The sequence below is a fragment of the Hungatella sp. L36 genome (genome assembly GCF_014288035.1).
Genome location: NZ_JACOPC010000006.1, coordinates 275,211 through 289,502, shown reverse-complemented (window position 1 = coordinate 289,502; position 14,292 = coordinate 275,211). Strand labels below are relative to the sequence as shown.

At 36.8% G+C, this 14,292-nt stretch carries 15 protein-coding genes; 14 read left to right on the top strand and 1 reads right to left on the bottom strand.

The features are described 5' to 3' along the window. From H8S80_RS16920 to H8S80_RS16855, 14 genes are all read left to right on the top strand, one after another. The gene (locus H8S80_RS16920; RefSeq protein WP_117632546.1) at positions 1-651 is read left to right on the top strand and encodes a sugar transferase; all 651 of its coding nucleotides are present in this window, start codon (positions 1-3) and stop codon (positions 649-651) included. 61 nt (positions 652-712) lie between these two features. Continuing rightward, positions 713-1,357, top strand: coding sequence for a PIG-L deacetylase family protein (locus H8S80_RS16915; protein WP_117632547.1), 645 nt, complete (start codon positions 713-715; stop codon positions 1,355-1,357). A gap of 45 nt (positions 1,358-1,402) precedes the next feature. Then, positions 1,403-1,945 (top strand): GNAT family N-acetyltransferase, encoded by a 543-nt coding sequence (locus H8S80_RS16910; RefSeq protein WP_117632548.1) that lies wholly within the window; start codon positions 1,403-1,405, stop codon positions 1,943-1,945. Further along, positions 1,945-2,874 (top strand): 1-aminocyclopropane-1-carboxylate deaminase/D-cysteine desulfhydrase, encoded by a 930-nt coding sequence (locus H8S80_RS16905; RefSeq protein ID WP_117632549.1) that lies wholly within the window; start codon positions 1,945-1,947, stop codon positions 2,872-2,874. The genes H8S80_RS16910 and H8S80_RS16905 overlap by 1 nt, the downstream gene beginning before the upstream one ends. A gap of 10 nt (positions 2,875-2,884) precedes the next feature. Further along, on the top strand, positions 2,885-3,868 hold the full coding sequence (locus tag H8S80_RS16900; protein WP_117632550.1) for an ATP-grasp domain-containing protein: 984 nt from the start codon (positions 2,885-2,887) through the stop codon (positions 3,866-3,868). Positions 3,869-3,941: 73 nt separating this feature from the next. After that, positions 3,942-5,033, top strand: coding sequence for a sugar-transfer associated ATP-grasp domain-containing protein (locus tag H8S80_RS16895; protein ID WP_117632551.1), 1,092 nt, complete (start codon positions 3,942-3,944; stop codon positions 5,031-5,033). 85 nt (positions 5,034-5,118) lie between these two features. Continuing rightward, on the top strand, positions 5,119-6,201 hold the full coding sequence (locus H8S80_RS16890; RefSeq protein WP_117632552.1) for an NAD/NADP-dependent octopine/nopaline dehydrogenase family protein: 1,083 nt from the start codon (positions 5,119-5,121) through the stop codon (positions 6,199-6,201). 17 nt (positions 6,202-6,218) lie between these two features. Then, complete coding sequence (locus H8S80_RS16885; RefSeq protein WP_207662642.1) at positions 6,219-6,776, top strand: acyltransferase; 558 nt, start codon at positions 6,219-6,221, stop codon at positions 6,774-6,776. A gap of 54 nt (positions 6,777-6,830) precedes the next feature. After that, positions 6,831-7,982 (top strand): sugar-transfer associated ATP-grasp domain-containing protein, encoded by a 1,152-nt coding sequence (locus H8S80_RS16880; RefSeq protein WP_118033191.1) that lies wholly within the window; start codon positions 6,831-6,833, stop codon positions 7,980-7,982. A 36-nt stretch (positions 7,983-8,018) separates the two neighbouring features. Continuing rightward, positions 8,019-9,281 carry an O-antigen ligase family protein gene (locus H8S80_RS16875; RefSeq protein ID WP_117632554.1) on the top strand — a complete coding sequence of 421 codons (1,263 nt, stop codon included), beginning with the start codon at positions 8,019-8,021 and terminating at the stop codon, positions 9,279-9,281. A gap of 35 nt (positions 9,282-9,316) precedes the next feature. Next, positions 9,317-10,741 (top strand): oligosaccharide flippase family protein, encoded by a 1,425-nt coding sequence (locus H8S80_RS16870; RefSeq protein WP_181987986.1) that lies wholly within the window; start codon positions 9,317-9,319, stop codon positions 10,739-10,741. Continuing rightward, the gene (locus H8S80_RS16865) at positions 10,742-11,980 is read left to right on the top strand and encodes a CapA family protein (RefSeq protein WP_207662643.1); all 1,239 of its coding nucleotides are present in this window, start codon (positions 10,742-10,744) and stop codon (positions 11,978-11,980) included. It abuts the gene before it with no gap. A gap of 271 nt (positions 11,981-12,251) precedes the next feature. After that, positions 12,252-12,692 carry a DUF3796 domain-containing protein gene (locus tag H8S80_RS16860; RefSeq protein WP_117632556.1) on the top strand — a complete coding sequence of 147 codons (441 nt, stop codon included), beginning with the start codon at positions 12,252-12,254 and terminating at the stop codon, positions 12,690-12,692. Positions 12,693-12,694: 2 nt separating this feature from the next. Then, entirely contained in the window at positions 12,695-12,901 is a 207-nt protein-coding gene (locus tag H8S80_RS16855; RefSeq protein ID WP_055652964.1) for a helix-turn-helix transcriptional regulator, read from the top strand. Between the two features lie 345 nt (positions 12,902-13,246). Here H8S80_RS16855 and H8S80_RS16850 read toward each other — a convergent pair whose 3' ends face one another. Next, positions 13,247-14,080, bottom strand: coding sequence for a YihY/virulence factor BrkB family protein (locus tag H8S80_RS16850; RefSeq protein WP_002603784.1), 834 nt, complete (start codon positions 14,078-14,080; stop codon positions 13,247-13,249). Positions 14,081-14,292 lie beyond the last annotated feature (212 nt).

Sequence of the window (14,292 nt, the reverse complement as noted above, 5' to 3'; positions counted from 1 at the left end):
ATGACGAATAAGGGTAACCAATCACTGCCGGAAGTAAAAAAAACAATTTATTCGCTGATAATAAAACGTCTTTTAGATCTGGTGCTTAGCGGTCTCGCTATTATAATTTTAAGTCCGGTATTCCTGGTTGTTGCGATTCTCGAACTTATTATTCATGGTAGACCAATTGTTTTTGCACAAAAAAGGCCAGGCTTGCACGGTAAGGTATTTAATATATATAAATTTAGATCCATGACAAATGAAACCGCTGCAAACGGTGAATTACTGCCGGGAAATGAGAGATTGACTAAATTTGGAAAATTCATAAGAAAATATTCCATTGATGAATTGCCGGAATTGATATGTATTTTTACGGGCAAGATGTCAATTATTGGTCCAAGGCCACTTCGGGTAGAGTATCTTCCGTTATATAGCTCTCGCCATATGATGAGACATGAAGTTCGGCCTGGCTTTGCCTGTGTGAGGTTAAGACCAGGAAAAACTTGGACATGGAACGAGCAATTCGAAAATGACATATTTTATGTTGAAAACGTGAGTTTTCTATTAGATGTAGCAATGCTTTTTGCAGTTGCAAGAGAGGCAGTTCATCCAAGCAAGTATCGTATTGAAGCAACACGAAAACCGTTTAATGGTACAAACCTGAATGAGTAAATGACATTTGGTAAATAACTGAAGTCAAAGAATGGAAATAGACAGAAACAGGTGATTTGTTATGAATGTATTAGTATTAGCACCCCATAATGATGATGAGATCCTGGGGGTTGGCGGGACGATTAAAAAGTTAATCAAAGAAGGGCACGACGTGTATGTGTGTGAAGTCACCAGTGGTATTCACTTCGCGTTATTGCAGGAAGAGGCGAAAAGAGCACATCGCCTTCTCGGTGTAAAACAATCTTTTTTCCTTAATCTTTCAGTAGGAAAACTGAAATCAATGGAACAAAGTAATTTGAATGCAGCGCTGCTGGAGGTAGTAAAACTGACTCAGCCAGATATCGCGTTTCTGCCATTTATTGGAGACATGCACATAGATCACCGGGAAGTAACAGAAAGTGCAATGGTCGTATTAAGGCCCATCGGAGATTATTCTATCCGGGAGATTTATATGTATGAAACATTGTCTGAAACAGGATGGAATATTCCCATAGAAGGACGCTGTTTTAATCCCAATATGTGGGTGGATATTACAGACACAATAGAGGATAAGCTTGGTGCAATGAGCTGTTATGAGAGTCAATTAATAGAATACCCACACCCGAGATCTAAAGAAGCAATCAGTGCTTTGGCACAGTTTAGAGGAGCGACAGTAGGTGTTCCCTATGCTGAGAGCTTTATGCTGGTCAGACGGATTGTTCGTTAACCTGGTGTTGTCAGTCTGAAAGAGAAAAAGATTGTGAGGAAAATTATGTACCAATATGAAGACGTCAGAATTAGAAAATTTACTTTTGAAGATATTCCTCTGAAAATGGAGTATATCAATAATTCTGCAAATAATGAATTCCTGCATTATGATCTTCCGCTTGAATATGACAAGACGGTTGCGTGGTTTGAAAAAAATAAAGACAGGACTGACCGTTTTGATGCAGTAATAGAATATTGTGGAGAGCCTGTAGGTCTGACCGGGTTGCTAAACATTGACTATAAAAATTCAAAGGCAGAAGATTATATGGTTGTAGGTAATACATCCTATAAGCGGAAGGGCATTGCTACAAAAGCAGGAACGCTGATGGCACTTTATTGCTTTGAAACGCTGAAACTTAATCGGTTATATGCGTTTATTGAAGTGGGAAACCCCTCATTGGGACTTGATTTGAAACGTGGCTTTCATGTAGAAGGCTACCTGCGGCAGTCGATCCGAAAAGGAGATATTTTTGTTGACAGATATGTACTTGGAATGTCAAGAAGAGACCTTGTGATTCCCGGAGAGGTTTGCTGGGAGGAAGATTAATGGGTAACACAATTATTCAGTATCTGGGCAGCGTTAGCGGCAATAAAACCTATATAAAGCGAGATGATTTAATTCCGTTATCTTTTGGCGGCAATAAGGCACGTAAGGCATTTAACTTTTTCAGGGAAATAGATGCGGGGAATTATGATTGCGTAGTTACATATGGAAGCAGCAGTTCGAACCATTGCCGTATTATCTCCAACATGGCGATTATGCGGGGAATGGAATGCTTTATTATAAGTCCTCAGGAGTCATCGGCACCGACCTTTAACAGTCAAATGATGAGAGTGTTTGGAGCAAAAATTACAATAGTTCCCGTAGGAGAAGTTCATGATACGATTGAAAATAAACTGAGAGAATTGAAAGAAAACGGAAGAGCCCCCTATTTCATAGCTGGAGGCGGCCATGGAAATTTAGGAACACAAGCATACGTGGACTGTTATAAAGAGATTCGGGAGTATGAAGCAGAACAGAAGATGCATTTTGATTATGTTTTTTTTGCTACAGGAACAGGAACTACACAGGCGGGACTTGTGTGTGGGCAGTTGATTTATAAGGATCCCAGAAAAATCGTAGGAATCAGTATTGCCAGGGCGAATCCCGGGGGAAGGCAGGTAGTGCTTGACAGTATCCAAGAATATCTTACCGAGAAAGAAATGGTGATAAGTAAAGAATGCATAGAAGCCTGCGTGATAGTTGATGACAGTTATATAGGTCCTGGGTATGGACAGAGTAATGAAGAGATACGGCAGACGATAAGAGAGATGTTGATTCATAATGGTATTCCGATGGATGCTACGTATACTGGAAAGGCCTATGCAGGAATGAAGAAATATATCAAAGAACATGGCATTTATAATGCGAATATTCTTTTTATTCATACTGGCGGTGTGCCGCTGTTCTTTGATGAGTTGAGGTTTTTAAAGTGAGGACAAGCAGATGATAAATATTTTGATTCTTAGTGTAGGAACCCGGAACAAAGTGGTCGAGTATTTTAAAAATACACTAACAATAGAAAATGGAGAACGAATCGGCCATGTGATTGCCACGGATATGAGCAATCTTGCGCCTGCGATATATGAAGCAGATAAATTCTATCTGGTTCCAAAGATGACAGAACGAGGATATATTGAAGTGATCTTTGATATCTGCCGAAAAGAAAAAATAACGGCAGTACTTAGTCTGATTGATCCGGAGTTGTCCCTTTTGGCAGAACATAACGATGAATTTGCGGCCCTTGGAGTGACTGTGGTTGGTTCCGGTTACGAACTCTGCGAGATGAGTCTTGATAAGATACAGATGCATAAATGGCTGGTATCGCATGGATATAAATCGGCGAGAAGTTACACAGATAAAGAGACTTTTTATAAAGATATAGAATCTGGATCAATAACCTACCCTGTGTTTGTTAAGCCGATTAAAGGCAGTGCCTCAATTGCTATCAGTAAAGTAAGGGACAGAGACACGATTGACTTGCTTTTTAACCATTCAGACAATCTGATGATACAGGAGTATCTTAGTGGACAGGAAATAGGAGCAGATGTCTATATTGATATGATCAGCGGTGACATTGTATCAATTTTTACAAAGAAAAAAATTGTTATGAGAGCTGGTGAGACGGATAAGTCAGTATCCTTTAAGGATGAGAAGTTGTTTGGACTGATTCGCAAGTTTGTTGCAGAGATCGGTTATAGGGGAGAGATTGATATTGATATATTTGATATCGGCGGAGAGTATTATATCTCGGAAGTTAATCCACGATTTGGCGGCGGCTATCCTCATGCTTATGAATGTGGCTGTAATCATATGAGAATGATTCTGGAAAATCTGTATGGCAGGGAAAATCAGAAGAATATAGGAATCTATGAGGAAGGAATATATATGATGAAATATAACGAGGTATCTATTAAAAAGTTGGATTAAAAATTATTGAAGCTTTTTTTAGATGACCTGTATACAGATAATGGAATCTTAATAACATGGAGTGATCAAAATCATGAGAAGTGGATTTAGAAAAAAGTGGGACAACCTGAATCTTAAAGTGGAGTCTGTTTTTCGGAAACGAAAATATCAGAAAAATGCAAAAATTCGTCTCAAAAGGATGGATGGTGGATTTAATTGCGATAAGGCATATGAGGAAGTTATTATCCCTTATTGGAAAAAATATGGTTACAAGCCTGCCAAATACTGGTATCAGATTTTTTGTGATCGTGAACAGGAAATTGATCCAAGATACATACCAGATGATCTGTATTATGGTGATATGATCCCTTATTTTAGCAACTCACAGTTCAGACGGTTTGGAGAAGACAAGTGTTATCACGATATATGGTTTGCCGACATTAAACGGCCACAGACGATCTGTAAAAATATAGCAGGGGTGTTTTATGATGCGGAGATGAATTTGATCACTGTTAAGCAGGCCGTTGACTTGTGTCTTGATTATAAAGAAGAGTTCTTGATCAAGCCTTCCATAGATAGTGGCGAGGGACGACTCATCGAGTTTTTTGCTCCGGATAAAGTTACTGAGAGAGATATAGAAAAGGCTTTTAAGGATATGGAGGCAAACTTTATTATGCAAGCCTCTGTAAAGCAACACCCCGTACTTTCCAGGCTGAATCCTTCCTCTTTAAATACAATTCGGGTCGTATCTTTCTTTTTTGAAGGTGAAGTACATTTCTTGTCCAGTATTCTTCGGATTGGTGCAACAAATGCAAAGGTCGATAATGTAGGTGCAGGTGGTTTTGCCTGTCCTGTTAAAATGGATGGTCAACTGAATGACAAGGCGGTTAATCGTAAGGCGGAGTGGGTAGAAGAAAATAGTACCGGAATAAAATTTAAGGATGTTAGAATTCCGTATTTTGATAAAGTGATTGAAACAATTATGCAATCTCATAAAAAACTGGCTCATTTTAAACTGATCGGATGGGATTTTTCCGTTGATTTGGAGGGCGATCCGGTTTTTATTGAATTTAATGTTTGCCCGGGATCCAACCAGATAAGTTGCGGGCCGACTTTTGGAGATTTAACTGAAAAAGTATTAGAAGAGTTTTTTATTACGAGATCTCTCTCAAACGCACAGAATTAATCTTTGGCTGTGGTGATTTTTTAATTCATAGATAATGCCAGAGGCTTATCACATATAACTTAAATCAGAATGAGGAGGAAATAATATGAAGATTGCTATGTTGGGAGCAGGAAATGCAGGGTGTGCGGTTGCGGCAGACCTGACTCTAAAAGGGCATGAGGTAATACTAATCAAAACATCTCATGCTATGCATGATGATAATTTTGAATTTCTGCAGAAGAATGAAGGGAAAATGACGCTGAATGAATTTGGAGATATTAAGTCAGCAAATATACATAAAGTAAGCAGAAATGTGTCAGACATTGAAGGCGCGGAAATTATTATTATCTATATCCAGACAAATTTCCACGAACAGTTGATTGAGCGGATTGCTCCGTATCTGCATGATGATCAGATTCTCCTGATCAATCCAGGGTATTTATCAACTGCTTACGTCCTTAAGCATTGTGCTGATAAAAATCTCATCATTGCCGAGGCTGAGAGTTCTTTTATTGATGGTAGAATAATGGAGCCGGGATACTTCCGTGTTGGATTCCGTAATGTAAGGAATCCTATTGGAATTTATCCGGTGGCAAGAAGAGAAGAAGCAATTAAGAAACTGGATCAATTAGGAGAACGATTTGTATATTTAGATTCTGTTGTGGAAGCTGCTCTCCATAATCCTAATCTTGTCGTGCATACGGTCGGTTCGGTTATGAGTATTCCTCGAATTGAAAAATCCCATGGTGATTTCTGTATGTATCATGAGGCTTATACAAGAGATAACCCTTCTACCTGGAAGATTCTTGAAGCGCTTGATGCAGAAAAGATGAATGTTCTTGAAAAACTTGGATTTTCCAGAATAAGTTATGTGGAAGCATGTAAATATCGGAATTCACTGGATGATAGTATAGATGCAAAAGAGGTTTTCCTAAATTATGCGGAGATGGATACCCGTGCAAAAGGACCAACAAAAGTGGATTCCCGCTATATCTCAGAAGATGTTCCTCAGGGACTTGTTATGCTGGAAGCGCTAGGAAAGTCTCTTGGTGTGTCCACTCCGATTGTCAGCGGATTAATTGAAATTGCAGGTGCGGCATTGGGACGGGATCTTCGCGCAGAAGGAAGGACACCGGAGGGGCTTGGACTGGATAATATAGATAAAATTCTGAAGGACTGTGAGAAATAAGAATGGAGATAGCATAAATGACCAATCGTTATTTAATGACATTAAAGCTCTATTTTATTAAATCTTCCATGAAGAGAGCTGCATATATGAGGAAAAAAGGAATTTTTCATTCTATAGGTGTAAGGGTTATGATTACAACACGAAAAATTCCATTATACTCCAAGCTGATCAGTATTGGAAATAATGTATGGATGGCCTCTGGAGTGGAGCTAATTACCCATGATGTTACTCACTATATGCTCAACGGACTTAACGATAAAACTAAATATATAGAGAAGATCGGATGTATTGATATTGGAAATAATGTATTTATCGGATCAGGTGCAAAAATATTGTATGATGTTAAAGTGGGTGACAATGTCATTATTGCAGCTGGTGCATTGGTTAATAAAGATGTACCTCCTAATTCTGTAGTGGGTGGTGTACCGGCAAGAGTAATTGGTTCATTCGAAGAATTTGTCTCAAAGCGAAAACAGTTTACTGTGATAAATGCGGCAGATAATATGAGACAGGAGATCTCAATAGAATGTGAAAATGAAATGTGGGAAAAATTCGATAAAATTCACAAAGTATAAAAACACACATATTTTTAACTAAAAAGTTGTTTTAGGATTAGAGGTGAAAATTAAATGCAGGTTGTCGATAATATAAAATCAATGTATTTTATAAAAAAAATAAGAAAGGTTAAAGGAAAAAGATATGCTTTGAGAAATATGCTTTCAGCTAAAACTGTTGGACAATTAGAAAAACATCCTGAGCAGATCGAAACGAAAATTGCAGAACACTTAAACAACTTTCCGATTTTAAAGAAAGCTTTATATAAAGAGATCAATAAGGCATTTATTCAATCAGAGATAATAAATGAAAATTCGATTGATAAAGAAAAGTTAAAATTAGATATTATTTATTGCTATATTGCATACGGATATTCAGTTAACGAGTATTTATGTTATGGATTTGTAGATAAGACACAAAAAGAGAGAAGAGAATTTATATCAGATAGAGAGAGCGTTTGTTTAGGACTTAAACTTAATGATGTTGACGCTATGATGATTTTTTCTGATAAAATGAAAACCTATGAAAAATTTAAAAATTACTATCGTAGAGAGGCAATTTCAATATGCAGTGTAAATGATTATAGCATTTTTGATGAGTTTTGTAATAGGCATCATAGATTTGTCAAAAAGAATGTGAAGGAATCATGTGGTCGTAGTGTTGAAATGATTGATATTGAAGAGTTGAAAAAAACAACTCGTTCTTTATTCGACAATTTTTTGGCTGAAGGAAAAACTATATTGGAGGAAATCGTTAGTCAAAATACGAGGATAGGCGCTTTCAATTCTTCGAGTGTAAACACAATTAGATGCATTACTCTAAATATAAATGGTAAAATAAAAATTCCCTATTGTTTTTTGAAGGTAGGACGAAAAGGTTCGTTTATAGATAATGGTGCCTCAGGAGGAATCTTGGTTGGAATAAATTGTGATTCAGGCAAGTTAGAGACCCTTGGTGTAGATGAGTATGGTCATAGGTATCTCCAACATCCTGATTCAGGTATCGTATTCCAAGGATTTCAGATTCCCGATTGGAATGAAATGCTTAAAATGTGTAGAGAAATGTCAAAACAAATACCTAAAGTTCGTTTAATTGGTTGGGATCTGGCATATACCGATTATGGCTGGGTATTAATTGAAGGAAACTCTTTAACAGAATTGATAGGGCCTCAAGGGACATGGCAAAGAGGAATAAGAAACGAAATAGAAATTTTAATTAAATCATGAATTTTAGTGGAATAATGTATTGTGAGGATAGTATAGATGCAGGAGAAAGGCAAGTGGATAATTAGACTTAATGCCGATAGTCTGGCAATGATAGCTTTTGTAATATATTTCAGCGTTGATTTTTTCAGAGCGTTTTCTATAAAAATTTTTGGGCATATTGGCTTTGGCGGCCTTGGAATTGTTTTTATAAATTTAGTTATTTATTCTTTCCTCATTTTGTCATTATTGAAAAGATCGAGAAAACTTTATGACTGCGTCTGCTTTTTTATTATAATACTAGTTTTGTTTGCATTTACATACATGTTACATCCTGATTACAGGTTTTATCTTACACGTCCAGTATATGGTTTTACAACGAGGGTTCTACGGCCAGATAGAGCGATTTATGCTTTTTTAATGATTCGGTGTATGAGATCTTCTCAAAGTATTTGGAAAGGTTTAAAATACGTTGCTTGGATAGAGTTTATATTTTATATCTACGAATTTATTGATTTTTTAAGAGTTGGTTATTGGCTTGATTATAACTCGATTGGTGAGATTTCTAAATATACATATAATTTGTCATATGGTTATAGTGTTACATTTCCGATAGTAATATTTATTACTTGGGCTATAAAAGAAAAGAAAAAAATCTATTATATACCAGCAGCAATTTTACTACTTGCCATGCTTATGGCTGGTAGTAGGGGGGCAATTGTTGTTATATTGATGTTCATAGCATTAATTATGTATTGTTACACAACAACACTTAATTTAGTAAAATATCTTTCTATAGTGGTTATGGGGATGATTACCGTTGTGTTTGTTGGGTTCGATAATATCATATTGTCAATAGCGTCTTTTGGAAGTAAAATGGGAATCTCATCAAGAACACTAACTAAATTGGCCGCTGGAACAATAACAGATGGAACTGGAAGAGATCTGATCTACGATGCGGCATGGGGGATTATTAAAGAACACAAATTCTTCGGAGCAGGATTGTTTGGAGATAGGCCAGTTATTGTTCAGTACCATAACGCTGGTTACTGCCATAACATCTTTTTGGAGTTGGCATCAAATTTTGGACTTATTATTGCGGCAATCGTTATAGTTCTTATTCTATTTTTTTCGTATAAGATTATGGTCGTTAATAAAGATAGAGAATGGAAATTATTATTTATTATATTTTTTTCAGTCAGTTGTCAGCTTTTCTTTTCAATGTCTTATTGGTTTGTCCCGTCGTTTTGGGCAATGCTTGGAATATTTGCCAGTTATACTAAGGAAAGAAAACTTAAAGGTAAATCAACTAGGATGTCATAAAAATATTTATTAAAATGATGCAAGAAGGTGTGTTTATGGGCAAAGATAAGGTATCACCTAAAATAGTGCTAAAATCTGGTTTGTGGTATACAATAAGCAATTTTGCATTTCGTGCAGTTGCATTTATTACGACACCTATTTTTGCACGTATTCTTACTAAAGCAGAGTATGGAGAATTCAACAATATTTCTAGTTGGATCACTATACTATTAATCTTAGCATCTTGTGATCTATACACATCTATTATAAGAGCTAAATTAGATTACGAAGATGATTTGAATCGCTATGCATTTTCCATGCTGACGCTAGAGTCTATTATTACTGTTGGTATGTTTATAGTCTTTATGATATTTAGAACTTCCATTTCTAATTTAATGGGTATAGAAGAAAAATATTTTTATATCATTTTTATATACATTTTGTTTGTACAAGGATATTATGTTTTTATCACAAATGAAAGAGCCCATTATAAGTATAAAGCATTTTCTATAATTACAGGGATTGGTATTATAGCCTCCAGTGCGTTGTCTGTTATTTTAGTACTTACTCTTCACAATAAATTAGATGCCAGGGTATATGGGCAATATATACCGTATGTTTTTATTGGGGCGGTGTTATATGTTCTAATTGCCCGTAAAGGGAAAAAAATATGCTTCGAGTATTATAAATATGGACTTTTACTTAGCTTACCTTTAGTTCCGCACCTTTTGTCGATGACGCTTCTGGGGTCGTCTGATAGAATTATGATTACGAAATTACTGGGAGCAGAATATACAGCTCTGTATAGTATTGCTCACATAGTTGCAAGTATTGTGGCTATTTTAATTGATTCTATGAATAAGGCTTGGGCTCCATGGTTTTTGGACTCAATGAAGGGGAATGAACAAAAAAGTATTGCTAAAGTTTCAACAATATATTTTGGCGTATTCCTGGCCCTTATTTTAGGGATTATATTGTTGGCACCAGAAGTCGTGTTGACTTTAGGCGGTAAAAGGTATATAGAAGGAGTTTCAGTATTGCCACCATTAATAATTGGCTGTGTATTTCAATTTGCATATACAATGTATGTGCAGGTGGAATTTTATGAAAAAAAGATGCGAATGGTTGCAATTGGAACAACTATTGCAGCGGTACTTAATATTATTTTAAATTTTATCTTTATTCCTATATGGGGGTATTGTGCTGCAGGGTATACGACGCTTGCTGGTTATGCAGTGTTGTTTTTGCTTCATTATATCGTGATAAGTCGGTTAGGATATAGGCATATTTTTAATAGAAAAGTAATATTTGGAGGTTTAGGGCTTTCTTTAGCAAGCATACCACTCGCATTAGTGCTGTACCAAGCTAGTATTGTTCGGTATAGTGTAATTGTCTTATATATTGCTATTATGCTGTTTGTCATATTTAGATACCGAAAATTGATTCATAATTTTATATCAAGTAAAAAGGGGGACTCATAAGTGAATAGTGAGAATTGTATCAAACTTTCTTTTTTAGGTGATGTTACTTGTGATCGCCCATTGCTAAATGCGTCAAAGAACAAGAGTGATGCATATGATTTTTCGCCAGTGTTTTCTGAAGTAAAGAGTATCTTTCGAAGCTCAGACTATGTGATTGCAAATTTTGAAAATGTTTGTGCTGGTAGTAGCAATGATTACAAAAATGAATATTTATTATATAACTGCCCTGATCAGTTTGTAAAAGACATGAAATCATCAGGTATAGATTTTGTTACCACGGCAAATAATCATTGTCTGGATCAAGGGATAGAAGGGTTAAAAAGAACAATTAGAGTATTGGACTCAAATTCAGTCGAACATACAGGGACATATACTGATCAAAAGAGTCGTGATGCTTGTAAGATTGTTTTGATTAATGATATCAAAATTGCAATTCTTTCCTATACATATGGCACAAACGAATCGAACACGGGTGTGATATTGAATCAAGATACAGATTATTATGTAGGGCTACTTAGAGAGCAAAAAGATGCAGCCAAAGATAGTAAAAAAATATGTAAAAAAGTAGCAAGATATTTAAAGGCTTCGCAAAGAAGAAAAATTAGCAGATTGATTAACAGAACGAAATTGCGTCTTGGCATATCCTATTTCAAACCATATACAGATAAAATTCAAGATCAAGATACAGCTAATCGATATCTGGATCAGATAGAAAAGGACATTATAAAGGCAAAAAGCCATTCAGATGTTGTTGTCGCATGCCTTCATATCGGGGGGCAGTTTAATGAAGAACCTGGAGAGTATTCTAAGTTTATAGTAGATTTTTTTGTAAAAAAGGGCGTTGATATTATTGTTGGTAACCATCCACATGTGATTCAAAAAGCATATAATATTGATTCAGCTGTCGTTGCATATTCATTGGGGGGATTTAATCTGTCTATTAGTGCGGATTATATTGTTCACGAGCCGTTACCAGAATATTCTTTAATTCTTAATGTATATATTGATGAGGCTAGTAGACGTTACCATAAAGTAACATTTTCGATTTTAAAGATTGTAGAAGACGATTCTCATATGTGTATTGTGTATCCTGTTGATAAGCTTGTAAATGAGCTATCTGACCATGAAATATTAAAGTTGAATGATGATATTACAAAGATATATAATAGAGTGACTGGAAAAAACTTGTCAAAGATTAAGATTCAAAATGAATATGAACTAAATTGTGAAAATAGCTGACAAAAGCATACTAATATTAAAGAAGAATTAGGATTAAAGTTAGAGGAAAGTTATATGTGACGGAAAAAAGAGATGAAGTTTCTATTTATCAAGGTTCTGCGAATATGCAGTTGTTAGATGTTAGGAGTTGGAAAAGTCCAGGCTGTACTCTTTAATTCTTTTAAAATATAAAAATAAATAGAATTTGAAAGCAGGAGTATTGACAATTAAAACTAAAAAGTGATATATTTATCCTATAAAGAGATAAATATATCACCATAAGGAGGCTGTCATGAATAATAAATACTCCGCAGGTCAAAAACCCACATTTACCAGAAAAATCAGTCCGAAGATGGGGCTGTTAGGTTTTTTGGGGTTGTCGGGATTTCTGGGTTTTCTGCCCCAGCTTTTTCGTGAAGACGGTATTTTGCCTGTGCCGTTTCCGCTGATATTTTTCTGCTTTTTTGGATTTTTCGGTTTTTACTATGAGGGGAAGATGTCCGGTACGATGATTGATGAGCGTTATTTAGCCAATGAGAACAGAGCCAGTGCCATAGCGAACAAAGTGGCCCTTACTCTGATTATCGCTGTGGCGCTTCTTTCTATGTCGGCATTTCGGATCAATAATCCCTATGTGATGCTAAAACTTTTAATTGCTGTTATCGGTTTTGCATTTGGCTTATCGCTGTTTCTTCAACAATACCTGCTGTACCGTTTTGAAAATGGAGAGTAGCCATGGGGGAATTTACGTGCAACCTTAAGAAGTACAGACAAATGAAGGAGATGACCCAGGAACAACTGGCTGAAAAAGTCGGTGTAAGACGGGAAACTATCATGCGCCTGGAAGCGGGCAGATACAATCCATCGCTGAAGCTGGCGATCGATATTTCGAGAGAGGTGGAAACACCAATCGAGGTTTTGTTTATTTTTGAGGAAAAATAGCCATATATACAGTAGAACTGTGATGGTATGGCAGAAGATTCCTTGTGGATTATCAAGATTGTTACACTATAACAAAAATGCGTCACAGTTACTGCCAAACAGTAAAATCATGAACACCTGTCAAACGGGTGTTCATGATTTTGCGCATTAAGCGTTCAACCGGCTAAAGTCATAAGAAGAGCAGGCTGTACATCAGCCTGCCCACATGTAAAGGGAAGAATTTCCACCATCCTTGATCTGGGAAAATGGTGCTTCAATCCCTCATCTTCAATTTCTCAAGTCATTAATTCCATAATCCTGAAACACTTCGCGCCCCGATCTCTTGCAGGCCACCTGGCATGACCGTTATCCCGCCTTTTTCTGCTCCTTCCAGTCCCCGGAATAAAAATAATTAATTTCCGCTCCAAGAAACAGTATACAGATACACACATACAGCCACAGCATCAGCAACACAATAGCCGTAAGGCTCCCGTACATAACAGAGAAATTGCTGAAATTGTTAAAATAAATGGAAAATGCAAATGAAAATGCGATCCATCCCAGTGTGGAGAAAATAGCGCCGGGCAGCTGCTTTTTAAAATGCTGCTTCTTTTCCGGCACATACGTATAGAGGAAAGTGAAGCAGATCGTCAGGATCAGCAGGAGCACGGTCCGAAAGCTGATGACGTAGTGGGTGATCTCTGCAACGACCGGAAAATGGTGTTCGACGAATCCCTGAATCGAACTTCCGAGAACCAGCAAAACCAGCGTCAGAATGCAGATCAGCATGAATATGATGGTATAACCGGCGCAGATCATCCTCGTCACCACGTAATTTCGCTTCTTCTGTTTCCCGAATACCCGGTTCAGTCCGCGCTCGATGCTCAGCATGCCGCGGGAGGCCGACCAGATGGCGGCGATTGCCGTTACGGATAAAACGGTAGCGGGAGAGTTGGTATAGATATTTTCGACGACGCCGAAGACCAGGCTCTTTAGGTTGGCCGGTACCAGACTTGTAATTACCTGCAGCAGGTTGGACTTTGTTATCGTTGGTATCAACTGGATCATAGCCATCAGCAGCATGATGAACGGAAATGCCGCGATGATGGTAAAAAAAGACGCCTGAGCCGCGTAAACAGTCATTTCATCCTTGCTGAATTTGTCGTAGATCTGTTTGCCTCGCAGTATTAATCCAATCATGATATCCCCTTTTTGTTAATGATATAACTAAAATATTACCATGACCGCAAAAAAATATCAAGCAAGACACCGGAATTTCAAATAGTTATGGTTCATGGTTGTTGCAGTTCACGGTTATAATTTTTCGTAACAGAAAAATTATTTTGAAAAACAAAGTAATTCTTTCGAAAATAAGTTGCCCTACCGTACTGCATTTGATAGAATGGTACTAA

Excerpts from the sequence above, each read along its gene's own strand:
- H8S80_RS16920 (WP_117632546.1), top strand. The coding sequence starts at position 1 with ATGACGAATAAGGGTAACCAATCACTGCCGGAAGTAAAAAAAACAATT.
- H8S80_RS16915 (WP_117632547.1), top strand. The coding sequence starts at position 713 with ATGAATGTATTAGTATTAGCACCCCATAATGATGATGAGATCCTGGGG.
- H8S80_RS16910 (WP_117632548.1), top strand. The coding sequence starts at position 1,403 with ATGTACCAATATGAAGACGTCAGAATTAGAAAATTTACTTTTGAAGAT.
- H8S80_RS16905 (WP_117632549.1), top strand. The coding sequence starts at position 1,945 with ATGGGTAACACAATTATTCAGTATCTGGGCAGCGTTAGCGGCAATAAA.
- H8S80_RS16900 (WP_117632550.1), top strand. The coding sequence starts at position 2,885 with ATGATAAATATTTTGATTCTTAGTGTAGGAACCCGGAACAAAGTGGTC.
- H8S80_RS16895 (WP_117632551.1), top strand. The coding sequence starts at position 3,942 with ATGAGAAGTGGATTTAGAAAAAAGTGGGACAACCTGAATCTTAAAGTG.
- H8S80_RS16890 (WP_117632552.1), top strand. The coding sequence starts at position 5,119 with ATGAAGATTGCTATGTTGGGAGCAGGAAATGCAGGGTGTGCGGTTGCG.
- H8S80_RS16885 (WP_207662642.1), top strand. The coding sequence starts at position 6,219 with ATGACCAATCGTTATTTAATGACATTAAAGCTCTATTTTATTAAATCT.
- H8S80_RS16880 (WP_118033191.1), top strand. The coding sequence starts at position 6,831 with ATGCAGGTTGTCGATAATATAAAATCAATGTATTTTATAAAAAAAATA.
- H8S80_RS16875 (WP_117632554.1), top strand. The coding sequence starts at position 8,019 with ATGCAGGAGAAAGGCAAGTGGATAATTAGACTTAATGCCGATAGTCTG.
- H8S80_RS16870 (WP_181987986.1), top strand. The coding sequence starts at position 9,317 with ATGGGCAAAGATAAGGTATCACCTAAAATAGTGCTAAAATCTGGTTTG.
- H8S80_RS16860 (WP_117632556.1), top strand. The coding sequence starts at position 12,252 with ATGAATAATAAATACTCCGCAGGTCAAAAACCCACATTTACCAGAAAA.
- H8S80_RS16855 (WP_055652964.1), top strand. The coding sequence starts at position 12,695 with ATGGGGGAATTTACGTGCAACCTTAAGAAGTACAGACAAATGAAGGAG.
- H8S80_RS16850 (WP_002603784.1), bottom strand. The coding sequence starts at position 14,080 with ATGATTGGATTAATACTGCGAGGCAAACAGATCTACGACAAATTCAGC.